At 41.1% G+C, this 23,558-nt stretch carries 19 protein-coding genes and 1 pseudogene; 11 read left to right on the forward strand and 9 right to left on the reverse strand.

Annotation, left to right across the window (positions count from 1 at the left end):
* Positions 1–30: 30 nt before the first annotated feature.
* A complete protein-coding gene (locus AAEZ22_RS08370) occupies positions 31–2,562 on the forward strand; it encodes a M14 metallopeptidase family protein (protein WP_352296846.1) in 2,532 nt (843 codons plus the stop codon).
* Between the two features lie 11 nt (positions 2,563–2,573).
* Here the strand turns inward: AAEZ22_RS08370 and AAEZ22_RS08375 are convergent, their stop codons facing one another.
* Positions 2,574–3,251 (reverse strand): ComF family protein, encoded by a 678-nt coding sequence (locus AAEZ22_RS08375; protein WP_011329486.1) that lies wholly within the window; start codon positions 3,249–3,251, stop codon positions 2,574–2,576.
* Positions 3,252–3,325: 74 nt separating this feature from the next.
* Between AAEZ22_RS08375 and bioH the strand changes: the two genes are divergently transcribed.
* From bioH to AAEZ22_RS08390, 3 genes are all read left to right on the forward strand, one after another.
* On the forward strand, positions 3,326–4,063 hold the full coding sequence (gene bioH / locus AAEZ22_RS08380) for a pimeloyl-ACP methyl ester esterase BioH (RefSeq protein WP_011329485.1): 738 nt from the start codon (positions 3,326–3,328) through the stop codon (positions 4,061–4,063).
* A 90-nt stretch (positions 4,064–4,153) separates the two neighbouring features.
* A complete protein-coding gene (locus AAEZ22_RS08385; protein ID WP_011329484.1) occupies positions 4,154–4,462 on the forward strand; it encodes a hypothetical protein in 309 nt (102 codons plus the stop codon).
* A 5-nt stretch (positions 4,463–4,467) separates the two neighbouring features.
* Entirely contained in the window at positions 4,468–5,334 is an 867-nt protein-coding gene (locus AAEZ22_RS08390) for a putative metalloprotease CJM1_0395 family protein (protein ID WP_352296814.1), read from the forward strand.
* A gap of 295 nt (positions 5,335–5,629) precedes the next feature.
* On the opposite strand, the gene AAEZ22_RS08395 is transcribed toward AAEZ22_RS08390, so the two are convergent.
* The 4 genes and pseudogenes from AAEZ22_RS08395 to AAEZ22_RS08410 form a co-directional block, all read right to left on the reverse strand.
* The gene (locus AAEZ22_RS08395; RefSeq protein ID WP_352296817.1) at positions 5,630–7,954 is read right to left on the reverse strand and encodes a Tex family protein; all 2,325 of its coding nucleotides are present in this window, start codon (positions 7,952–7,954) and stop codon (positions 5,630–5,632) included.
* Positions 7,955–8,123: 169 nt separating this feature from the next.
* Entirely contained in the window at positions 8,124–8,705 is a 582-nt protein-coding gene (locus AAEZ22_RS08400; RefSeq protein WP_086998923.1) for a CBS domain-containing protein, read from the reverse strand.
* A gap of 50 nt (positions 8,706–8,755) precedes the next feature.
* Complete coding sequence (locus AAEZ22_RS08405) at positions 8,756–9,067, reverse strand: hypothetical protein (RefSeq protein WP_011329480.1); 312 nt, start codon at positions 9,065–9,067, stop codon at positions 8,756–8,758.
* A 151-nt stretch (positions 9,068–9,218) separates the two neighbouring features.
* Positions 9,219–9,638: pseudogene (locus AAEZ22_RS08410) on the reverse strand (GreA/GreB family elongation factor).
* Between the two features lie 193 nt (positions 9,639–9,831).
* Between AAEZ22_RS08410 and ompR the strand changes: the two are divergent.
* Complete coding sequence (gene ompR, locus AAEZ22_RS08415) at positions 9,832–10,551, forward strand: osmolarity response regulator transcription factor OmpR (protein WP_352296820.1); 720 nt, start codon at positions 9,832–9,834, stop codon at positions 10,549–10,551.
* Between the two features lie 5 nt (positions 10,552–10,556).
* Positions 10,557–11,858, forward strand: coding sequence for a two-component system sensor histidine kinase EnvZ (gene envZ, locus AAEZ22_RS08420; RefSeq protein WP_086998926.1), 1,302 nt, complete (start codon positions 10,557–10,559; stop codon positions 11,856–11,858).
* Positions 11,859–11,930: 72 nt separating this feature from the next.
* Here the strand turns inward: envZ and AAEZ22_RS08425 are convergent, their stop codons facing one another.
* Positions 11,931–13,973 (reverse strand): glycoside hydrolase family 97 protein, encoded by a 2,043-nt coding sequence (locus AAEZ22_RS08425; protein ID WP_011329476.1) that lies wholly within the window; start codon positions 13,971–13,973, stop codon positions 11,931–11,933.
* A 179-nt stretch (positions 13,974–14,152) separates the two neighbouring features.
* Positions 14,153–15,016 carry a polyamine aminopropyltransferase gene (gene speE / locus AAEZ22_RS08430; RefSeq protein WP_011329475.1) on the reverse strand — a complete coding sequence of 288 codons (864 nt, stop codon included), beginning with the start codon at positions 15,014–15,016 and terminating at the stop codon, positions 14,153–14,155.
* A 200-nt stretch (positions 15,017–15,216) separates the two neighbouring features.
* Here speE and speA point away from each other — a divergent pair, with 200 nt between their 5' ends.
* The 3 genes from speA to AAEZ22_RS08445 all read left to right on the forward strand — a co-directional run bounded on the left by speA (position 15,217) and on the right by AAEZ22_RS08445 (position 19,529).
* Positions 15,217–17,097 carry a biosynthetic arginine decarboxylase gene (gene speA, locus AAEZ22_RS08435; protein ID WP_352296824.1) on the forward strand — a complete coding sequence of 627 codons (1,881 nt, stop codon included), beginning with the start codon at positions 15,217–15,219 and terminating at the stop codon, positions 17,095–17,097.
* A 73-nt stretch (positions 17,098–17,170) separates the two neighbouring features.
* Positions 17,171–18,043 carry a 1-acylglycerol-3-phosphate O-acyltransferase, YihG family gene (gene yihG / locus AAEZ22_RS08440; RefSeq protein ID WP_011329473.1) on the forward strand — a complete coding sequence of 291 codons (873 nt, stop codon included), beginning with the start codon at positions 17,171–17,173 and terminating at the stop codon, positions 18,041–18,043.
* 232 nt (positions 18,044–18,275) lie between these two features.
* Positions 18,276–19,529 carry a mechanosensitive ion channel family protein gene (locus tag AAEZ22_RS08445; RefSeq protein ID WP_352296827.1) on the forward strand — a complete coding sequence of 418 codons (1,254 nt, stop codon included), beginning with the start codon at positions 18,276–18,278 and terminating at the stop codon, positions 19,527–19,529.
* Here the strand turns inward: AAEZ22_RS08445 and chrA are convergent.
* Complete coding sequence (chrA, locus tag AAEZ22_RS08450; protein WP_352296830.1) at positions 19,495–20,646, reverse strand: chromate efflux transporter; 1,152 nt, start codon at positions 20,644–20,646, stop codon at positions 19,495–19,497. The two genes, AAEZ22_RS08445 and chrA, sit on opposite strands and share 35 nt — an antisense overlap.
* Before the next feature lie 186 nt (positions 20,647–20,832).
* Here chrA and AAEZ22_RS08455 point away from each other — a divergent pair, with 186 nt between their 5' ends.
* Positions 20,833–21,462 carry a YiaD family glycine zipper/OmpA-like lipoprotein gene (locus tag AAEZ22_RS08455; protein ID WP_011329470.1) on the forward strand — a complete coding sequence of 210 codons (630 nt, stop codon included), beginning with the start codon at positions 20,833–20,835 and terminating at the stop codon, positions 21,460–21,462.
* Positions 21,463–21,474: 12 nt separating this feature from the next.
* On the opposite strand, the gene AAEZ22_RS08460 is transcribed toward AAEZ22_RS08455, so the two are convergent.
* Positions 21,475–23,250: an ABC transporter transmembrane domain-containing protein gene (locus tag AAEZ22_RS08460; RefSeq protein ID WP_011329469.1), complete on the reverse strand. Its 1,776-nt coding sequence runs from the start codon at positions 23,248–23,250 to the stop codon at positions 21,475–21,477.
* 114 nt (positions 23,251–23,364) lie between these two features.
* On the opposite strand from AAEZ22_RS08460, the gene AAEZ22_RS08465 reads away from it, so the two are divergent.
* Positions 23,365–23,550, forward strand: a complete 186-nt coding sequence (locus tag AAEZ22_RS08465; RefSeq protein WP_041454610.1) for a DUF4177 domain-containing protein — start codon at positions 23,365–23,367, stop codon at positions 23,548–23,550.
* Positions 23,551–23,558: the final 8 nt, after the last annotated feature.

Genomic DNA, 23,558 nt, shown 5'->3' on the forward strand with positions numbered 1-23,558 from the left:
CGTATAATAATAAAAATAACATTAATGATAATGGTGGCAATACTGAGTTTTTCAACTCAAGCTAAACCATTGTCTTACTACTTTGCAGAGGATGTTGAGTTTGATCCAAGTATACCCACTCCAGAGCAAGTGCTTGGTTATCAAGTAGGTGAGTGGCATGTAAGGCACGATCAGTTGGTGCGTTATATGGAAATACTAGCACAAAAAAGTGATCGAATTAATTTTGAAGTAATAGGGCGCACGCACGAACAGCGACCATTAGTGATGCTGACTATTACCGCCGCCAATAAATTAAAAAATATAGAGCAAATTCGCCAAGCCCATTTAGCGCGTTTAACGCCTAGCAACACGCAATCATCAGAGCAGCCTGGTGTTGTATGGATGGGGTACAGCGTACATGGCAATGAGTCGTCGGGCAGTAATTCTGCATTGCTGGTGGCGTATTACTTAGCCGCAGCGCAAGGTAATGAAATAAATGAGTTATTAAATAATACCGTTATTTTACTCGACCCTTCACTTAATCCCGATGGTTTAGCTCGTTTTGCTAATTGGGCTAATAGTAATCGTGGTATGAACTTATCGTCAGACCCCGTTACCCGGGAACACGTGGAAAGCTGGCCAAGTAGCCGTACTAATCATTACTGGTTTGACTTAAACCGCGACTGGTTATTACTACAACACCCAGAATCGCGTGCGCGTATTGCAAAGTTTCATCAGTGGAAACCAAATATTTTAACCGACTTTCATGAAATGGGGCCAAACAGCAGTTACTTTTTTCAGCCCGGTATTCCATCGCGCAAACACCCGATTACGCCTGATGAAAATGTCAGCTTAACTAAAGCAATTGCAAATTATCATGCTAAAACATTAGACGAAAATAATGCGCTATACTTCACCGAAGAAAGCTTTGATGACTTTTATTACGGTAAAGGCTCAACTTACCCAGACGTAAATGGTGGCGTAGGTATTTTATTTGAACAAGCCAGTTCGCGCGGGCATATTCAAGAAACCGTAAATGGGCCTCTCAGCTTTGCTTTTACTATTAAAAACCAGCTGCTTACTAGTTTATCAACATTTAAAGCTGCGATAGACAACCGCCAAGCCTTACTCGATTACCAAGCTAAGTTTTATAACCAGGCGATAGATTTAGCAGCCGATGAAAGCTTTCAAGGTTATGTAGTTGCAGGTGCAGCCGATAACACCCGAGTTAACGACTTTTTAAGCTTACTGCAACAGCACCAAATTAACGCTTACCCTTTAACAAAAGAGCTAAAAGCAGGTGGTGAAACTTATTCTAGCAATAGCTATTTTGTGCCTTTAGCACAGCCACAATACCGTTTAGTTAAAGCTATTTTTAGCGAACAAAAAAACTTTGCCGATAACACTTTTTACGATGTATCTGGCTGGACACTAGCGCATGCATTTAATTTACCCTTTGCTAAAGTAACCAGTAGTTGGGGATTAAAAGTTGCTGATAACGCATGGCAACAAGCCGCTACACCGCGCTTTGCACAACTTAATGAAGGGTATGCATTTGGCTTTTCGTGGGATGATACCTTGGCGCCAAAAATGCTCAATAGTTTACTGCAGCAAGGGGTAAAAGCCCGTGTTGCATTAAATTCATTAACGGCTAAGTCAGTAAACAGCGAAGAAGTAAATTTTGCAGCGGGGAGTATTATTATTCCTGCAGGGTTACAAACAAATAGTGATTGGATAGCACAGCTTAATCAGGCGCAAAATGAGTTTGGCATTGCTATTAAGCCAATAACGTCAGGATTAACCAGTAAAGGTGCCGATTTAGGGTCACGCTCAATGGCGGTGCTTAGCGCTCCCAAAGTGCTGCTGTTAGGCGGTAAAGGGGTAAGCCAATATGAAGCTGGAGAAGTGTGGTACTACCTAGACCGTTTTGTGGGTGTTGCTCCAACCATTATTGAGCTAGAGCGTTTGGGCTCAATTGAGCTAAGTAATTACAGCCATATTGTGCTGGCTCATGGTAACTACAGTGGTTTATCTGACGCTGATAAAGTGGCCATAAAAGGTTGGGTTAGAAAAGGCGGTGTTATTTGGGGTCACAAAGGCGGTGCTAAATTTTTAGCGGATCAGCAGCTATTAAAAGCCAGCTACTTGTCTCGCAAAGAAGTAGCCAGTGCGTTTAAAACCGACGGTTTAAACTATGCTGATAAAGAGCATTTAGCTGGGCGTCAGCGTATTGCAGGCGCTATTTTTAATACCCATGTAGATTTAACTCACCCACTTACCTTTTCATTACCACGTAATACGCTACCTGTATTTAAAAATAGCACTTGGTTGCTGGAGACCTCAGAGGCACCGTTTGTTAATGTGCTTACCTATACTGAGCAGCCATTACTTGCGGGCTTTACCGATGCTGTAAATATTACTCAAGTTGCCGGCGCAGCAGGCTTAATTGCGCACTCTTACGGGCGTGGAGCAGTAATTGGTATGACCGACGATCCGGTGTTTAGAGGTTATTGGTACGGTACGAGTAGGTTACTTAGTAACGCATTGTTTTTTGGCCACACGTTTCGGGTAAGTGGCGACTAACTATTAAAATTTTAAATAGGCGTTAAGCAAGTGGTAAAAGCCCACACTTGTTTAGCGCCTGCCTGTTTTAAAGCCTGGGTGGCTGCATTAAGTGTAGCGCCTGTGGTCATAATATCATCAACAATTGCCACCGTTTTACCACTCATATCTGCAGTACATATAAATGCGTCTTTTAAATTTTTAACCCGCTTAGCTTTAGTTAGCTTAGATTGTGCGTGCGTTTTTTTATTACGTAACAGCGAATCACTAAGTAAATTAAAAGATGATAAACACGGTTGCCATACTTGTGTTACTTGATTAAAACCGCGCTGAAAAAATCGACTTTTATGCAGTGGTAATATAATAAAGGTATCGGGCAGCGGGTAATCAGGAGTAAAAAAAGTACTCAATTGTTTAGTAATAACTTGTTGTAATGCATTTTTATAATGTATTTGATTATTAAACTTAAGTTGCTTCAGCCATTGCTCAAAAGGGGGCTGGTAAAACGCACAGGAAAATAACTTATCAAATTCGCAGTTAGGAAACATTTCAATAATATCAGGGCGATATAGCAAGTTTTTTTGCTCGCTTAAATCAAATAATGGTAAATCTTCTAAGCAATACTCACACAAGCCCAGCGCGGCTGGGACTGGGCCTTGGCAAAGTACGCAATGCGACTCAAACAGCCAATTTATAAATGCGTGCTTCATCGGATAAATATACTCATTACAATCGCCTAGTTAAACGCTATTATAAACTTCAGTTTGGTTAAGGTTTGGCAAATATGCAAAATGAATTAGTGTTACTACATGGTTGGGGTATGAACAAAGGTGTATGGCAATTAGTGCAGCCAGAGCTAGCATTTATTCATAATAACAACGTACGCAGTATTGATTTACCTGGCTACGGTAGTAGTAAAACATGCCCAAACCCTTATACCTTACACAGCGCTGCAGCACTTTTAAGTGAGCAGTTAAAACCACACTCTATTTTAATGGGTTGGTCTTTAGGTGGGTTATTTGCACTATATATTGCTAAACATTGGCCCGAAAAAGTAGCTAAAGTGATACTTGTTGCTGCTAGCCCCTTTTTTGCAGAGCAAGCGCCGTGGCCGGGTATAAAAGCACAGGTTTTAACGCAATTTAAAGAGCAGCTTGTTAATCATGGTGAAAAAACCATAGAGCGATTTTTAGCTATTCAGGCAATGGGCAGCGAATCGGCTCGTGATGACGTAAAACAACTTAAACAATTGCTAAATCAATATAAAGCCCCTGAAAATGAGGCTTTGACTGCGGGTTTAGATATTTTACAAAATGAAGATTTACGAGCGCTATTTACTCATTGCCCTGTGCCTATAAGCGCTATATTTGGTCGTTTAGATGCACTTGTTCCTTATAGAGCAATTGCCCAAATGGCAGCACTTAATACTGAGTTTGAGTATGAAGTATTAGATAAAGCGTCACATGCTCCTTTTATTTCTCATAAAAATGAATTTATATCTGCCGTTAAATCAATGCTTTAAAATAGAGCGACGAATAGCGCTGGTTAAAGCTTTATTTTGCGCATTAGTTGAGCGATAATTAAACAATATTTATTTTAATGGAGATTTAATATGCCAATAGGATCTGCATTTAATAGTGGCCTAGAAGGGTTTAACCGAGCTAGCCAAGGAATTGAAAGAGCCAGCGCAGAAATTAACCGTGCCAGTATTGAACAACAAGACGATGCGCAACTAGCACAGCAGCGCCAACTTACGGCTGCTCGCTCAGAAGAAGCGGTTACTGCGCCAGTAGCAAAACCTGCCCGTATTGATGAAGCTTTGGTAAACTTAAAAGTTGAAGAGTTTAACGCTAAAGCGAATACGCAATCGATTCAAACTGCCGATGATGTGCTCGGCACATTAATTGATATAAACGTTTAAATATTATGAATATTGTCACGCCATTCCCGTCTATTAATATAAACACCGCAAATGTTTATACCGAAACTGCACGGCGTGATAATCAGTTGCGAGAAGTTATTCCCCCGCCAGCATCAAGTACGGCTAGTAGCACCGAAAATAAAGCCCAAAGTGATGCCGAAAAAGCTAAATTACCGGGTAACAGTGACCCAGCTACTTACGACGCGAAAGGAAAACTGGCCGGTGAAAAGTCTGTTGAGGCACGTGACGAAAGTTCAGGCAATTCAGATAATGCTGAGCAAGAAAACGAGCAAGAAAAAAACCAAACAACAGAACAAGAAGCAGCAAAAGAAGAGCAGCAGTTAGCGCAACAAGAACTACAAATTAAAGAGCTTAAAGCGTGTGATACCGAAGTGCGTGTGCACGAACAAGCGCATGCAGCAGTGGGTGGGCAACATGCGGGCTCGCCTAGTTATGAGTATCAGCGTGGCCCAGATGGCACTAATTACGCTGTGGGTGGCGAAGTGCAAATAGATGTGGGGGCTATAAGTGGCGATCCACAAGCAACCATAGAAAAAATGCAAACAGTACGTGCAGCAGCACTTGCCCCAGCTCAACCATCGGGTGCAGATAGAGCAATTGCTGCCGATGCCACGCAAAAAATAGCCACCGCACAGGCTGAACTTGCAAGCCCAAAAAGTAATGAAGACGAAAAAACAACAAGTAAAGCAGCCGCTTCACTTTCAAGTAATGATAGCAGTGAAGAAAAAACAGCAAAAAGTGCAGAGCAAACTCGCGATACACAAGTTGAAGCACGCGCTGGGCGCATTGCTAATTTTTATCAAATGGCGACATCGCCCGCAAGCAACAGCGGTTTTTCAGCGCAAATATAGTTAACCTGAACTCTGGTTAAGAGATTTACTAACGTATTGAATTATAATTATATTTAACTTTATTTTCTCTAGCCAGAGATTTTCAGTGAAAATAAGGCGAGTTTACGCGTCAATAGCTGGGCTATTGCAAGTAAATTCAACGCAGTTAGCGCTGAAAATAACTGCTTGAGATAGGTTTATTATCCGGAGATCAGGTTAGTTATGTAGCTTAAGCAATACTGAGCTTAAAGCTCTTATCAAAATACCCAAATAAAAAAACCGCTAACGCGGTTTTTTATTTTTAGCTATATAAGTATTACTTTTTCAGTTTAGCGTTAGCAAATGCATCAGCAAACGCATTGCCCATTAGCGCATTACCATTATCACGCTTTGGCTTAGCAGCTCTTGGCTGTGAGTTGTTGTTAGTGCGTGGCTTTTGCGCAGCAGGAGCTGCTGGCTTATTACTGGTATCAATGTCGTCATCTAGGCGCATGGTAAAGCTAATGCGTTTACGTGCGGCATCAACTTCAACTACTTTAACTTTTACAATATCACCGGCTTTAACAACTTCACGCGGATCAGAGATAAACTTATTAGTAATTGATGAAATATGTACTAAACCATCTTGATGTACACCTACATCAACAAAAGCACCAAAATTAGCAACGTTAGATACAACACCTTCTAAAATCATTCCTGGTTTTAGATCGCTTATTTTTTCTACGCCGGCTTTAAATTCAGCAGTTTTAAACTCAGGGCGAGGATCGCGCCCAGGCTTATCAAGCTCGCTAATAATATCGGTAACGGTAGGTAAACCAAATTTATCGTCAATGTAGTCGTTAGCGGCTAACTTATTTAAAAAGTCGCTGTGACCCATTAAGCTATTTACATCAATGCTATTGTGCTCACAAATACGCTTAACAACAGGGTAAGCCTCAGGGTGAACAGATGAGTTATCTAGCGGATCGCTGCCGTTGTTAATACGTAAAAACCCTGCGGCTTGTTCAAACGCTTTTGGCCCTAAACGCTCTACTTTTTTAAGCTCACTGCGTTTTGCAAACGAACCATTAGCATCGCGGTAGTTAACAATATTTTGCGCTAAGGTTTTGTTTAAACCAGAAACGCGGGTTAGTAATGGCACCGAGGCCATATTTAAATCTACGCCTACAGAGTTTACACAGTCTTCTACTACTGAGATCAGGCTTTGCCCTAATTGGCTTTGCGATACATCGTGCTGGTATTGACCTACACCTATGGCTTTAGGCTCAATTTTAACCAGCTCAGCTAGAGGGTCTTGTAAACGACGGGCAATAGAAACCGCGCCTCTTAGAGAAACGTCTAAATTAGGAAATTCATTAGCAGCAAGTTCTGAGGCAGAATAGACCGATGCACCCGCTTCGCTAACCATAATTTTATTAAGTTTAAGCTCGGCATTAGCTTTCATTAGTTCAGCAATTAACTTATCAGACTCGCGAGACGCGGTGCCATTACCAATCGCAATAAGCTCAACCTTATGTTGACGACAAAGTAGCTCTAAGGTGCGTACAGATTTTTCCCAGTGATTTTGTGGCGCATGTGGGAAAATAGTTTGTGTGGTTAAAAGTTTGCCAGTGCTATCTACAATCGCAATTTTACAACCGGTACGTAGACCAGGATCGAGCCCTAGAGTAGTACGCGGGCCAGCTGGTGCGGCCATGAGTAGGTCTTTTAAGTTTTTAGCAAATACATCAATTGCACCGGTTTCGGCTTTTTCGCGCATAGCCGCTAAAAATTCATTTTCTAAGTGTAAGCCTAGTTTAATTTTCCACGCCCACTGCACCACAGTTAATAGCCAGCTGCTAGCTGCTTGGTTTTTAATATCTAAGCGATAATGATCAGCTATCATTTGAGCACAAAGTTGCGCTGAATTTTCTGAGCTTGGTTCAGGATTAATATTAAGTTGTAAAATGCCTTCATTACGGGCTCTAAGCATAGCAAGCGCACGGTGCGAAGGTACTTTTTTAAGAGCCTCTTGATGCTCAAAGTAGTCACGATATTTAGCGCCAGCTTGTTCTTGGCCTTTAATTAAGCTGCTTTCAATAACCCCATTTTGACTAATGTAGCTTCTGAACTTCGCGAGTAACTTGGCGTCTTCGGCAAAACGCTCCATTAAAATAAACTTAGCACCTTCAAGGGCTGATTTTGTATCTGCTATGCCTTTATCGGCACTTACAAACTGCTCAGCTTGCTGCTCTGGATCTAGGTTGGCATCATTAAATAGTGCATTGGCAAGCGGCTCTAATCCCGCCTCTATTGCTATTTGCCCTTTGGTACGACGCTTTGCTTTATAAGGCAGGTATAAATCTTCAAGCTCAGTTTTACTTTGTGCAGCATTAATATCGGCGCTTAGCGCTGCAGTTAGTTTTTTTTGTGACTCTATAGTTGATAAAATAAAGCTACGGCGCTCTTCAAGCTCTCGTAAATACGACAACCTTTGCTCTAACAACCGCAGTTGCGTGTCGTCTAGTCCGCCGGTTACTTCTTTTCTGTAACGGGCAATAAAAGGAACCGTTGCGCCTTCATCAAGTAACTTTGTTGCTGCAACAACTTGTTGCTGTTGTGCGTTTAACTCACTGGCTAAACGTGCAGAGATATCGCTCATGCAAAAACCTTATAAAACAAAAATAAGACCAGTTAAATTAACTTAACTGGCGGGTCAATTGCTTGAATAATATCACAGGGGGGGGTAATAAAAAGGTCTTAAAGCAAGCTATTTTGCTTGCTTTAAGATGTAACAATCAAAGCGATAACTTTAATTGTTGTAAAGCGCTTTAATGGGGGTGATCTACGCTCTCTAGTACTTCACTAAATGAGTTAGCAATAGGGGTTATGTGCACAGGTATTTGCAGTGTTTTGGCAATTTCGCGAGCTGAAATTAAGCCACATATTTCATTATTAGCAGTAGTCACTAATAAAAACATAGCGCCACGGTGCTCCATTGTTTGTAGTGCATCGCCAATACATGCGTAGCTTAAGCTTTGCATGCTTACACCGAGTAAATTAGTTAACGGGGTCATTAAGTGGTGTAAGTTAACTTCGCTGCGCGGCAAGCCTATACGCTGGGCTATTATCATTGTTTTTGAGCTTTGTAAGTCTGCACTCGAAACAATGCCTATTAGCTTATGCTGCTCGTCGGTGACTAAAATAAAGTTTGAAGGTTGCACACTAAGTTGTTTTAGCGCTTGCTCAATGGTTGTATCGAATGATGCACGCACTGGTATTTTATTCGTAAAGTTATTAATCATTTTAATAGCAGGAGAGGTTAAATCAATAAGCGGTTGTTCAACAGCAAACGTGTTAGCAATAACGCCATGAGAAATATCTTGAATACGAAGTTCTTTAAAGTTAGACATATTAGTCACCTTATTTAGTTATAAAATTTAATAGTTTGAAAAGTAAGTTATTAAATTAAATAGCTAGGTGGGCCTCGCTGATGCGCGCAGCTAAAAGGTTTGTCTAAAATAGTACTCTGGTAATAAGAGTAGGGTGCTTTAGGGAGTGGTTGCAGTACCCTAAGGCTAATAACATAGGCATGAGAATCAAAGTCTATGTCGGGATTTGTTTGATCAGGAGTGTCACAAGCAATAAAGTGGGGAGTAACTATACTTGAGTCTAGTTGGGTGTTTTTAGGGCTAGCATGCAAGGTCAAACTTACACTCATGAAGAGTGCAAACAATACGGCATTACTTAATATGCGCGATACTATGTTTGACATAAATACGACCTTAATTAACGAGTCTCAAATTAAAATTGTGTAACTTGAGTTAAATCAGTTATAGCTCATTGCATTAAGTTACACAATAAAAAGTTAATATGATCTGAATCAAAGCAGCTTAACTATTTTTTTGATAGCTAATGCTATTTACTTACCACTGTTTTTTGCCTTGAGGGGTGATAACGTCAAACTCGTCATCTACTTGTTTTTTTAACAACGCTCGCGCCATTGGTGAATCAATCGAAATATAGTCTTTACGCTCGTAAATTTCATCGGGACCGACAATTTTAAACTTTTTAGTCTCGCCTTGCTCATTTTCAATTTCAACCCAAGCACCAAAAAACACTTTGCCATCTTGCACAGGCGAATAATCAATAATTTTTATTTATTAAAAGTAAAAATAGTATTATTTGTGGGGTTATAATCCACAATCTGCATTTTCAGATCTATCTCCTAGGCTGGCCGCCCAGCTTACTATTTTGGTGATTTCAGGGCGTTTTACATTCCATAAATGGGTATGTTCTTGTTGTAATTGTAAGTAGCCTTCGCGGGTAATTAAGTTTGTTTTCACGCCATGTTCTTTTTTAATACTCATACAGAGCAAGGTATTAAAATAACCCAAACTTGTCGAGAGTATTATTAATAAAACACGCGCACAAATGAGTTTGAAATGTTCAGTAACAATCTAAGCGGCTAATAAATTGTTGCTTACAGGTTTTTTCATTTATATTAATGGGTAATAGATTATAAAAATAAGAAACACAATGGGACACGAAACGACAAAAGTATTGGTTGTAGATGATGACATGCGTTTACGCAGCTTACTGGAGCGCTATTTAGTAGAGCAAGGCTTTATTGTAAGAACAGCGGGTAATTCAGAGCAAATGGATCGGCTTATCGAACGTGAAAACTTTCATTTAATGGTGCTCGATTTAATGCTGCCGGGTGAAGATGGTTTGTCTATTTGTCGTCGTTTACGCCAAAAAGAAAACGACATTCCAATTGTTATGCTTACCGCTAAAGGTGATGAGGTTGACCGTATTATTGGCCTTGAATTGGGAGCAGACGACTACATTCCAAAACCATTTAATCCACGAGAGCTGTTAGCGCGAATAAAAGCTATTTTACGACGCCGTGCCAAAGAAGTGCCGGGCGCACCTGCTGCAGAAGAAAACTTGATTGAATTTGGGCGATTTTCGCTTAATTTAGCCACTCGCGAAATGAGCGAAGGCGATAAAACAATTTCCTTAACCAGTGGCGAATTTGCAGTGCTTAAAGCGCTGGTCTTGCATCCACGTGAGCCGCTGAGCCGTGATAAATTGATGAACCTAGCGCGCGGGCGAGATTACAGCGCACTGGAGCGCAGTATTGATGTGCAAGTGTCGCGACTTCGCCGCATGATTGAGTTAGATGTCGCCAGCCCACGTTATATTCAAACTGTTTGGGGCTTAGGATATGTATTTGTTCCCGATGGTGAAAAGTAATTTATATGGGACTATTTCCGCGTAGTGCATTTGGGCAAACCGTTTTTTTAGTGGCGGCTTTGCTGTTAATAAATCAAATAGTATCTTACGTAACGGTGAGCTTATACGTAGTAAAACCTACCATTGAGCAAGTTAATTTAATGCTGGCTAAGCAAATTAAAACCGTATTTATTGACTGGGAAGATGGTGTTGAAGTAACCAATGAAGTATCGGATAAGTTTTTTGAAATTACCGGTATTGAAGTCATGACTCAGCATGAAGCAATGCGCAGTGGTTTGGGGCAAAGTCGCGAATATTCGGTATTATCGCGTAGTATGTCTGAGCAGCTAAATGGTTCTGCGCGGGTGCGTATTAGCCAAACCGATCCACTCATATACTGGGTAGAAGCCCCGCAAGCATTAGGTTATTGGGTAAAAGTGCCGCTTAGTGGGTTTAAAGAAAATAACCTCGAGTTTTTAACCTTTTACTTATCAAGTATTGGTTTTTTAAGTGTATTAGGTGGTTGGTTATTTGCTAGGCACTTAAATAGGCCGCTAAAAGCATTGCAACAAGCGGCGGTTAAGGTAGGTAAAGGCGATTTTAGTACTAAGTTAGCCGAACAAGGATCGAGTGAAGTTATTGCTGTAACACGGGCATTTAATCAAATGTCGCGGGGTATTGCTGCGCTTGAAAACGATCGTCGGCTGTTAATGGCAGGGGTGTCTCATGATTTACGCACTCCACTAACCCGCATTCGTTTAGCCACCGAAATGATGGCAGATGAAGATGACTATTTGCGTGAAGGCATTATTTACGATATTGAAGACATGAACGGCATTATCGACCAGTTCATTGAATATTTACGCCATCACAAACGTGAAGAGCTAAGCTGTGAGGACATTAACGCGTTAGTGGCAGAGGTAGTGCACACTGAGCTTAAACACCAGCGAGTAATTACCTTTAAAGGTAATCCTAGTATTGGCAATATACCTATTAGTGCAGTGGCAATTAAGCGTGTAATAACCAATATGATTGAAAATGCGCTGCGTTACTCAGAAGGTGATATTGAAGTGCTCTGCTATTTTAATAGCAATAAAAAGTATGTTGTTATTGCGGTAAACGATAGTGGCCCGGGTATACCAGAGGGCGAACTGGAGTCGGTATTTGAGCCGTTTAAGCAAGGCGATACAGCACGTGGTAGCGAGGGCAGCGGTTTAGGGCTGGCTATTATTAAACGCATTATAGATATGCATGACGGTAAAGTTAAATTATCTAACCGGCCTGAGGGCGGGTTAAGTGCACAAATTTACTTACCAATTAAAGTATAATACCAACCCACTTTACTGCAGCGGGTTGGTATTAAGTTGTGCTGGCCAAAATTATAAATACGCAGTAAGCGATTAAAGTGCTTTAAAACGAATAGCCGTACCGCCACTGGTGGCCAGCTTAAGCGTTAATTTATCGCTTGCAGTAACAAGGCGTTTTTCGATAGTTAAATCGTACGGATTATTTTTCCATTCGGCATTCTTACCATCTTTATAAATATGTGCCTCAAACTGTTTGCCGTTATCTAAAAAGTCTAAACTAATCTCAATAGTACGCGCTTGCTCGTCAGTCACTGCGCCTAAATACCAGTCGTTGCCGGTATATTTGTCGCGCTTTCGCTCTTTTCGCGCAAATACAATAAAGTCACCTACTGCACCATCAAGGGCAATGCTTTGTTGCCAGTCGGTCGGTACGTCTTGAATAAATTGAAATGCATCGGGTTTAGCTAAATAATTTTTAGGTAGGTCGGCCGCCATTTGAATCGGACTATACAATACAACATACAATGCTAGTTGTTTAGCCAGCGTAGTTTGCGGGCGATTAGTATTAGCGCCTAAACCGTTAAAACTTAAATCGAAAATACCAGGAGTAAAATCCATAGGCCCAGCAAGCATGCGGGTAAATGCCAGCATAGCAATGTGCTCGGGTGGATTAGGAGGAGTACCCCATGCGTTAAACTCTTGTCCGCGTGCGCCTTCTCGAGTGATCCAGTTTGGATAAGTACGGCGCAGTCCGGTATCTTTAATCGGCTCGTGGGTGTTAATACTTATTTTATGTTTAGCAGCTAGCTTAACGTTATGTAAGTACTCGTTAACCATAAATTGGCCGTCGTGCCACTCATGGCGAGCTATACCGTTTTTGTCAATGCGCTTAATGTTTCCGCCATCGGCTACGTAACCGGTTTTAACTTGGCTAACGTTAGATTTTTCATACAATGCAAAGGCATCTGCCATTTGCTTGCGATAGTTACTGACGTTGCCGGATGTTTCGTGATGGCCAATGAGTTGCACGCCTGTTTGCTTAGAATATTTTGTTAGCGCTGCTATATCAAAATCATCGTAGGGCTGAGTAAAGCTAAACACATCACCATTAAAAAACCAGTCGCCATCCCAGCCTGTGTTCCAGCCTTCAACTAATACGCCATCAAAACCATATTTGGCGGCAAAGTCCATGTAGTATTTGGTATTTTTTGTAGTAGCGCCGTGCTTGTCGCCGCTGCCCCAAGTGTGTGTGTTTATATGCATACCCCACCAAATACCTATGTATTTACCAGGTTTTACCCACGACACGTCACCGAGTTTATTCGGCTCATTTAGATTTAAAATAATATCTGAGTTAACTAAATCAACGGCTTTTTCGCCAATTTGAATAGTGCGCCATGGGGTATTAAATGCGCCCTGTTTTTTAACGGCAACACCACTAGACCATGGCGTTAAATCGGCTTGAAAAACCCCAGGGCGGCGTTGATTAAGTACCATGGCGGCGTAATCAACAAGGGCGGCTTCATGAATACTAATATGCACACCATCTTGGTTTTTAAAGGTAAATGGCGTATGTACCAATGCGGCATCGTTTAATGGGCTGGTATTATATACATATTCGTAGCGATTCCAGCCGCGGGCAGGGATCCACCAAGCTGTCGCTGTGTGGCTGTTATTAACAGCAAACTCGGTAAGCTCTTTGGTTATTTCAATATTGTTAAGGCCTGCTTGTTTTGGTACTTCGTATCTAAAACCCACGCCACTATCAAACGCTTTAAAGCGCACGCTATAAGTACCACCTTGAGGTTGTGGCTTAGCAAAGGTTACAGTTACCTCGTTATGCTGATCTACAACCGTTTGTCGCTCGCCCCAAGGTTGTTGCCACTGAGTGTTGGTACTTTGTTGTTGAACTTTGGTTATTTTAAAGCTGTTACTAAACGGTGCATGTTGTTTAAATTCAAACCCGAGAGCAGAGTTATTAATGACTGTTTTATTTTTAAAACTAATAGAATAACTAGGTGTACTCTGCTCGTCTGAGATGATTATTTTTATATTACCGTCAGGCGATTGTACGGTAGCTGTTTGAGCAACCGTGATACTTGAAAAAGCCATGAGTAGCAGTGCCAATGTGCGCATAATAGTTCCTTGGGTTAGCGACGTGTTTGGCTATCAAGCATAAAGCGAGAGGGTGGTGAATACGACAGGTTGCATACGTATTCAGGGTGATAAAAAGTGAGCAGTGAGGTTGCTTGTACGCTAAGCAATAAAAAAGGGCTCTGTTGAGCCCTTAATTTAGTATTGCTTAGATTGCGAGATTATTTTTTATCAAAAGCGCGTTGCATAAAGTTTGGCGTAGCTAATGCACCGTGATGAATGCCGTTGTTGTAGTATTCGCTGTTCTTTGCAATATCGGCTGCTGCATCTTCTCTAAAGCCATTAAAGGCTGCAGATTTACGCGCTAAAGTTACTGACCATAAACCACTTGGGTATATAGGTTGCGGGAATGGCAGTGTTTGTAAGTCGTTAAAACCTACCGTTAGCATAGCCTCGCGCATTTCAACTAATAACGGCATATGCATAAGCGGTGATTCGCTTTGTTGTACTAAAATGCCACCTGGGCGAAGTGCGTTTAAGCAGCTAGTGTAAAATGCATGATTAAATAAACCTTCACCTGGGCCTACTGGGTCGGTGCCATCAACAATAACAACATCGATTGATTCGCTTGCGGCTTCGCGCATGTATTTAATGCCGTCGTCAAACATAACTGTTGCACGAGGATCGTTGTTAGATTCACACAGCTCTGGGAAGTATTTTAACGACATTTGCGTTACTACTTCGTCTATATCTATTTGCGTAACGCTCTCTACACCAGGGTGCTTTAACACTTCGCGTAAGGTACCGCAGTCGCCGCCGCCAATAATAACTACATTTTTAGGTGCTGGGTGCGCTAAAAGTGCAGGGTGGCTGATCATCTCATGATAAAAAAAGTTTTCGCGGCTACTTACCATAGTGCAACCGTCGATGATCATTAAATTACCAAAGTCGGTGGTTTCGAACATTTCTACTTTTTGAAAAGGAGACTGTTTTTCATCTAACTTTTTGTTAATACGTAATGAAAATGCGCTGCCATCGCGGTCGCTAATTTCAGTAAACCACTTACTTTGATCTAAATTTGCCATAGTTACTATTACACTTTTTTAAGTTGAGGATGAAAAAGGGGGCAATTTTGCCAGTGCTTGACGTTTTGCTCAATGACATTTTAACTGATTTAACCAATAAAGTTAGTTAGGAATGAGGGAAAGTTCAATTTTTGTTAGCCTAGAGGATAGCGACGTATTAAAATGCGTCATTGTATTTAATTGATTAAAGAAGAGTTGCCATGACTTGGGGTTTAGAAACAGCACGTGCCACTTATAATGTTGCACATTGGAGTGAAGGCTATTTTGATATTAACGCACAAGGCGAGTTGGTGGCCTACCCAGATGGCGACCAAGCAAAGGCCGCAATTTCTTTAACGCAATTAACCGAACAATTTAAACAACAGGGTTTAACCTTACCAGTATTGGTGCGCTTTACCGATATATTACAAAATAGGGTAGATACGCTTACCAATGCCTTTACTCAAGCACGAGCAAATCGTGAGTATCAAGGCGAATATACCTGCGTTTATCCAATCAAAGTAAATCAGCAACGCTCTGTAGTGAGTAAACTTTTAGCTCACCCTAGCGGGCTGGTTGGCCTTGAAGCTGGCTCTAAACCAGAGCTAGTGGCTATTTTAGGGGTGGCAAAAGAGCCCATTACTATTGTGTGTAATGGCTATAAAGACAGTGAGTTTTTACGCTTAGCCTGTATTGGTCAGGCTATGGGTCACAAAGTTAAAATAGTGGTAGAGAAGCTCTCGGAGTTAACCACCTTACTGGAAGAAATTGATAATTTAGGCATTGAACCGGCTATTGGTATTCGTATTCGCCTAAACTCAGTGGGCAAAGGTAAATGGCAAAACACCGGTGGCGAAAAAGGTAAATTTGGTTTAACGGCAGGGCAAGTGCTTAGCGCTGTTGAAGTGTTAAAAAAACATAATAAATTGCACTTAATGCAAATGGTGCATTTTCATATTGGCTCTCAAATAGCCAATATTCGCGATATTCACCGCGCTTTGCGTGAATGTGCACGCCATTTTGCTGAACTTACTCAGTTAGGTGTACCACTTAATACCGTTGATGTAGGCGGTGGGTTAGGGGTTGATTACGAAGGTTCGGGTTCACGTAGTGCGTGTTCAATGAACTATACCGTTGCAGAATATGCCCGTAACGTAGTAAATGCGTTTTCTGAGGTGTGTGACCAACATCAATTAACTCATCCGGCCATTATTACTGAATCAGGGCGTGCGTTAACCGCGCACCACGCGGTATTAATTACCGATGTAATTGACGTTGAAAAAGCGCCTAATCACTTAAACCCAGAGGCGCCTGCGCAAAACAGTACACTGGTATTAGATGAAATGTGGCAATGTTTACAGCGTTTAAGCCCGCGTATGGCGCTGGAAATTTATCACGACGCAATGCACTTATTTAGCGAAGCACACGATCAGTACGTACACGGTTTAGTGAGCATGCTAGAGTGGGCGAAAATAGAGCAACTTTACTTTACTATTTTACATCGGGTGCGCTCATCTTTGAGCAATAATGTGCGTGCACACCGCGAAGTTCTCGATGATTTAAACGAAAAACTAGCCGATAAATTATTTGTTAACTTTTCACTATTTCAATCGTTGCCAGATATATGGGGAATTGGCCAATTATTCCCAGTAATGCCTATTGAAAACCTCACTCAACCGCTTACCCAGCGCGCTATTATTCAAGATATAACGTGTGATTCTGATGGGCAAATTCGCGAATATGTAGAAGGTGCAGGTATAGAAACAAGCTTACCTATACCTGAATATACACAAGGGCAGCAGTATCATATTGCAATGTTTATGGTTGGCGCTTATCAAGAAATTTTAGGTGACTTACACAACCTATTTGGCGACACCGACTCAGTGCATGTGGAGTTAAACGATGATGGTTATGTACTTACTAACGCCATTAAAGGTGACAGCGTTAAGGATGTATTAAAGTGTGTTGACTATGATAGCGCCATTTTAGCAGACAACTTTGCAGAGCAAATTAATAAGCTCGATGTGTCTGAGCCATGTAAAGCAGGCTATTTAGCAGAGCTTAATGCGGGACTAGAAGGCTATACCTATTTTGAGGACTAACCTCAGCCATTATTAATTAAGTATAAAAAGCGCAGTAATTAGCTGCTGCGCGCTATTTAAAGGAATAGAAACAATGTCAGTTATCCGCAGTGTATTTAGTATTTTGTTGTACTTTATAAATACTCTTATTTGGTTTGTGCCAATTTTTATTTGTGGTGTTATTAAGCTTATACCAATTAAGCCGCTACAAAAGTTAATGAGTTGGGCCGCCAAACAATTTGCCACTATTTGGGTTACCTTTAACAGCTTAAATCAAAAATTATTTACGCCAACTAAAATTAACGTTACTGGGCTTGAAGATATAAAGCTAAAAGATTGGTATTTAGTTATAGCTAATCATCAAAGCTGGGTTGATATTTTAGTATTGCAACGCGTATTAAATCGCAAAATACCCTTTTTAAATTTCTTTTTGAAAAAAGAGCTTATTTACGTGCCTATATTAGGTTTGTGCTGGTGGGCGCTTGATTTTCCGTTCATGACTCGTACGAGTAAAAGTCAGCTTAAAAAGAACCCTAAATTACGCGGTAAAGATTTAGAAACCACGCGTAAGGCCTGCGAAAAATTTAAAGAAATGCCAGTAAGTGTGGTTAATTTTGTAGAAGGTACGCGCTATACGAAGCAAAAGCACGCTCGCCAAAACAGCCCTTTTCCACATTTGTTAAAACCCAAAGCAGGAGGCGTTGCCTTTGTAATGCAAGCTATGGGAGAGCAAATTACTAAAGTAGTTAATGTGACTATTCATTATCCTGAGGGCATTCCGACCTTTATGGATTTTGCCAGCGGTAAAGTAAAAAATATAAACGTACATGTTGAAGTAAGACCGGTCAGTGACGAGCTAATTGGTGACTACACTAACGATCCCGACTTTAGAGTGCGCTTTCAAAGTGAGCTTAATCGGTTATGGAAAGAAAAAAACCAAACATTAATAAACCTTGAACAAAAATAAATGCATAAAAATATGAGCCTACAGTTACGCTAAAAACACTTAGCTATTCACGGTCAATACAGATTAACTTAGGTAGTGTTTTTTAATGTCACTTTGCTTGGCTCTGTTAATTTTACAGCGGGTATTACCCGCTGTAGTTACTATAAATGACTTGGTTATGCTGCAATGGCGCTTTTTACTCTAGCTAGCACTGTAATTTTAAACCTAACTCCCGCAAGGAAATAAAAATACCATGACCGATACCCACTTACAGAAGTTAATAGCGCCTTGGTTTGAAAAAGTGCCCGACGCTTTTTTTCTAAGCACTATTACTGCCGTCGCCATTGGTATATTTTCATTATTATTTGTGTACTTATTTACTCGTCGCTTAATGTTTCCTGCGATCCAAAAAATTGTTACTAAAATCTCACCTGAACGCATTGGCTTACTTGCACCTATGCTAAACAAGCTCAATAAGCGCATAGCTTGCTTACTTTGCTGTGCATTGTTTTTAGCCACATTTGATAGTGTGTACCCGGTGAATGAGATTGCAGAGGAAATTTTAAAAACCTTAGGCCAAGCGCTGCTCATTATTTATGCGGGCTTTATTTTTAGTAGCATAGTGAGTATTGCGGGCGCTATTTATAATCAATTAGATTTTGCCCGCGAAGTACCCATTCAGGGATTAATTCAGGTTGTTAAATTAATTACCTTTATTGTCAGTGTTATTTTAATTGTTAGTATAGTGCTAGAAAAATCACCTACTTATATTCTCTCGGGTTTTGGTGCTATTGCCGCCGTCACTTTATTAGTATTTAAAGACACCATATTGGGGTTTGTCGCAAGCATTCAAATTGCAGCCAATAGACTCGTTACGTATGGCGACTGGATCCAGGTAGATAATTATGGGGCCGACGGAGAAGTAATTGATTTAGGGTTAAACACAGTAAGAGTGCGTAACTGGGATAATACTGTAACGACTATTCCTACTTACATGTTAGTAGCAGGTTCATTTAAAAACTGGCGTAGTATGCAAGAGTCTGCCGGTAGGCGCATGAAGCGCTCGCTTAATATTGATATGAATAGTATTTTTTTAGTTGAAGATGATTTTCGCCAGCAAATAGAAGCGGCTATACCTTTGGCCGACTACATTCGTACGTCTTCACTGCCTGATCCTGTGTCTAATTTAGGTTTGTTTCGCCGTTATGCCGAAGGTTACCTAAAGCAACATAAAAAAATCAATACTTCACTGACCTTGCTAGTACGTGAGTTACAGCCGACAAACCACGGCTTACCGATTGAGTTTTATTGCTTTAGTAGCGATAAACGTTGGATATCGTATGAGCATTTACAAGCCGAAATAATGGATCATTTATTGGCTGTGTTACCTATTTTTGGCCTGCGTCCGTATCAAAGTGTGAGTGGCCAATTTAACCCACCCACAGCCGTGCCTACAAGCGAAAAACCTAAAATTAAAGTGCCCAATAATACTGAGCCAACCCCGTAGTAATAAAGAGTATTAACAGCCACCAAATAGGTGGCTTTTTTAATCTTAGCCAAGCGAATGCTGCAATAACTAGCGCAATGTGCCAAAAATTGTGCACCGCCGATGTCCAAATAGGTGAATACAGCGCCGCGGCTAAAAACCCCACTACAGAGGCATTAAGTGCGGCAATAACACTGGCAAAGCGAGGCTTGTTGGCTAAGTTTAACCAACTTTTTTGAAACGCAAGTATGAGTAAAAATCCGGGCATAAATATAAGTACAGTGGCTACGATAGCGCCTAATAAAGGTTGTTCGGTACTTAGTTGTGCACCTAAGTAAGTAGCAATGGTAAACATAGGCCCAGGCACAGCTTGCGCGCTTGCATAGGCGCTCAAAAACTGATCGCTGCTTAGTGCAGGTACGCTTGCTTGCAATACAGGTAATACTACATGCCCACCACCAAACACCATGGCACCTGCTTGATAAAAGGGGGCAAATAAAGCTAATTCAGTAGTCAAAGGAATGAAACTGAGCGCTAGCAGCAGTGTAAATAACCCTAAAGCGAGCCAATTTATATTACTTTTTGACTTACTTTGCTGTGCGGGTTCAGAATTTAATTTTAATAATGGCCATATTGCACCCACAGCAGCCGCGGTAATTAAAATAGCTATTTGTGTGCCCAGCAGAGGAAAAAGTATTAAGGCTAACGTGCTTAGTACGGCTAATAGCTTTAGGGCTGCGCTAGTGCAAAAGCTCTTTGCCATACTTAATGTGGCATCGGCGACAATAACCACAGCAAACAGTTTTAACCCAGCAATAATGGCAAAATAAACAGCATCAAACTGATGCGCACTTATAGCCAATAGCAACATAATTAAAAATGATGGTAGGGTAAAACCAATAAAGGCAGCAATGCCACCAAGCACACCCGCGCGCTCTACCCCAATGGCAAAACTAACTTGGCTAGAACCAGGCCCAGGCAAGGCTTGGCTTAAGCTTATAAGCTGTGCATAACGGGTGTTAGTGAGCCAATTTAGGGTATCGACAAAATGGCGCTTAAAATAGCCTAAGTGAGCAGCAGGGCCACCAAAACTCATGCAGCCAAGTAAAAAAAACTGTCTAAAAATAGCAATTAACATTACGCCCCAATCCTCGTTATAAATTATAAAATTATCATCCAGTAGTATGACATATTTATGAACTCAGCTATCGATAGTATTTTTGTTGTTATACAGCATAAAATGCTAATTTTAATTGATTCTTCATGGCTTGTTCATTCATATATTTCCATAATAGCGCAAAATACTAAATAGATAGGACATAGCATGACTTTAACTAAATCACTTTTAAGCGTAACGGTAGTTGCTGTATTACTTAGCGGTTGTGAAATGAATAACACAGGTAAAGGAGCGGCAATTGGCGCTGCAGCTGGTGGTGTATTAGGTAAGGCTACTGGTAATCATAAAGATAAGCGTATCTTTATTGGTGCTGCAATTGGTGCATTAGCTGGTGCTGCAGTAGGCGATTACATGGATAAACAAGAAACAGCTTTTCGTGACGAGTTAGCGGGTTCTGGTGTTGAAGTGGTACGTGAAGGCGATAACTTACGTTTAGTTATGCCGTCAAATATTACCTTTGCAACCGATCAGTCGTATATTTCGTCGGGCTTTCACAATACGCTAAGTGCGATTGCTAAAGTGATGAACAAATACGAAAAAACTTATTTAAGCGTAGAAGGTCATACCGATAGCACAGGTAAAGATAGCTATAATATGAGCCTTTCACAGCAACGCGCTCAAAGTGTTAAAAACTATTTAGTTAATCAGCAAATTATGGCTGAACGAATTAGCACTACAGGTTATGGTGAAACACGTCCAATTTCATCAAACGATAGCGCAAATGGCCGTGCACAAAATCGTCGTGTAGAAATTCAAATAGTGCCTAACACGCAATAAGCACATAAAAATCTAGTCTTTATTGAACTGTAGTTCACATAAGCGCTGGTACAACGGGGAGCTTTGCAGTAATTGCTGATGGCTCCCTGTTGCTATTATTTCCCCGTGTTCCATTACCACAATCATATCTGCATGTTTTACCGTTGCCAGACGATGCGCAATGATCAACGTTGTTCGGTTTTGCATTAAGTGCTCAAGTGCGGCTTGTACATGGTGCTCGCTTTGTGCATCGAGTGCGCTGGTGGCTTCATCGAGTAATAGTATTTCAGGGTCTTTTAAAATTGCTCGCGCGAGTACAATGCGTTGCTTTTGACCGCCCGATAGTCTCACTCCTTGTTCCCCTAAAAAGCTGTTATAGCCTTGTGGTAGCTGTTGAATAAACTCATCAGCATGGGCATGTTTAGCCGCCGCATAAACCTGCTCGTCGGTAGCATCTGGATTGCCGTAGCGAATGTTATGCATTACATCTGAGCTAAATAAAATAGGATTTTGTGCCACCATACCCATTTTATTACGCAGCGTATTGAGTGATAAATCTTTAATATTTACATCACGAAACTTAATAGCACCGCTGGCTGGATCGTAAAAGCGTTGTAGTAATTCAAATAAGGTGGTTTTCCCTGCACCAGAAGGACCCACAATTGCCACTGTTTGCCCTTGCTGTATGTTTAAACTCACATTATTAAGTGCGCTTACATCGGGACGAGATGGGTAATTAAAGCTAATGCTTTCAAGTGTAATGGCAGAGTGGTTAGTGCTACTTAGGAGCTTTTCGTCTTGTGGGGAAATAGGGTTTTCAATTTCGCTTTTTACAGCGAGTAATTCTAGTAGCCTTGCAGCAGCACCTGCTGCGCGCTGCAGCTCACCATAAACCTCTGCCACAGTTGCAACCGACATGGCCACCATAATAGCGTAAAACACAAAGGCACCTAGCTCACCTCCAGTCATAGTGCCGGCTAGTACATCGCTGCCGCCAACCCATAACATAGCGCTGATGGCACTAAAGGTTAAAAATATAACGGCGGCAATTAAAAACGAGCGTTGTTTTATACGGCTTTTAGCGACGTTAAAGGCTTTTTCGACCTCCAGAGCAAAAGCTTGCTGCTCTCGCTGTTCGTGGCTATAGCTTTGCACTACTTTAATATTTTGAATGATCTCACCGGCGTAAGTACTTATATCGGCAATAGCACTTTGGCTGCTACTGGCTAACTTTCTCACTTTGCGGCCAAATACCATCATGGGCACCAGTACTAAAGGTACACAAGCAACGACCACTAAGGTCAGTTTTAAATTGGTAAACAGCAGCATGGCTAAACCACCCACTAGCATTAATGCACTGCGTAGCGCCATTGAAAAAGAAGAGCCAATAATAGATTGCAGCAAAGTGGTGTCGGTGGTTAACCGCGACATTAACTCACCGCTGCGGTTTTCTTCAAAATAACTTGGGTGCAAAGTAACAATACGGTTAAACACCGCTTTACGAATATCGTTACTGACACGTTCACCAATCCACGACATTAAATAAAAACGACTAAAGGTGCCCACCGCTAATAAACTAATTAAGCCTATAAGTACCAGTACTGCTTGTTGCAACTGTGCTTGAGATCCTGCTATAAAACCATGGTCAATAACAAATTTAACGCCTTGGCCTAATGATAAATTAACCCCCGCCGTCACTAAAAGAGCAATAAGGGCGGCAATAACCATCAGTTTATACGGTTTAATAAACGCAAAAACAGGTAATAAACTACTAAACGCGGCTTTTTCTGCAGCAGGGGCTTGAGACATAGTGGGTTCTTTTTAATGATTGAGCTTTATATATGGCGTCTGTAAACTAAAATTCAATAGTGCTAAAAATAATCAGCAAGGATAAGTGATGACAAATAAAACGGATAATAAACAATGCAAAAAATAGTGGAATTTAAAAAGCGTGGATTTTTTAGCCACGCTATAGATTTAGATGCATTGAATGAGCGTATTTACCAATTAAATCAAGATGGATGGCGAGTTATTAGCGTAACAACAGCAACGGGCTTTCAAGGGCAAATAACGGCTTATGCCTTATTAATAGAAAATAATGAATTATAAAGGGTGAT

It is taken from the genome of Pseudoalteromonas sp. 20-MNA-CIBAN-0454 (assembly GCF_040308685.1).
GTDB classification, from domain to species: Bacteria; Pseudomonadota; Gammaproteobacteria; order Enterobacterales; family Alteromonadaceae; genus Pseudoalteromonas; species Pseudoalteromonas nigrifaciens.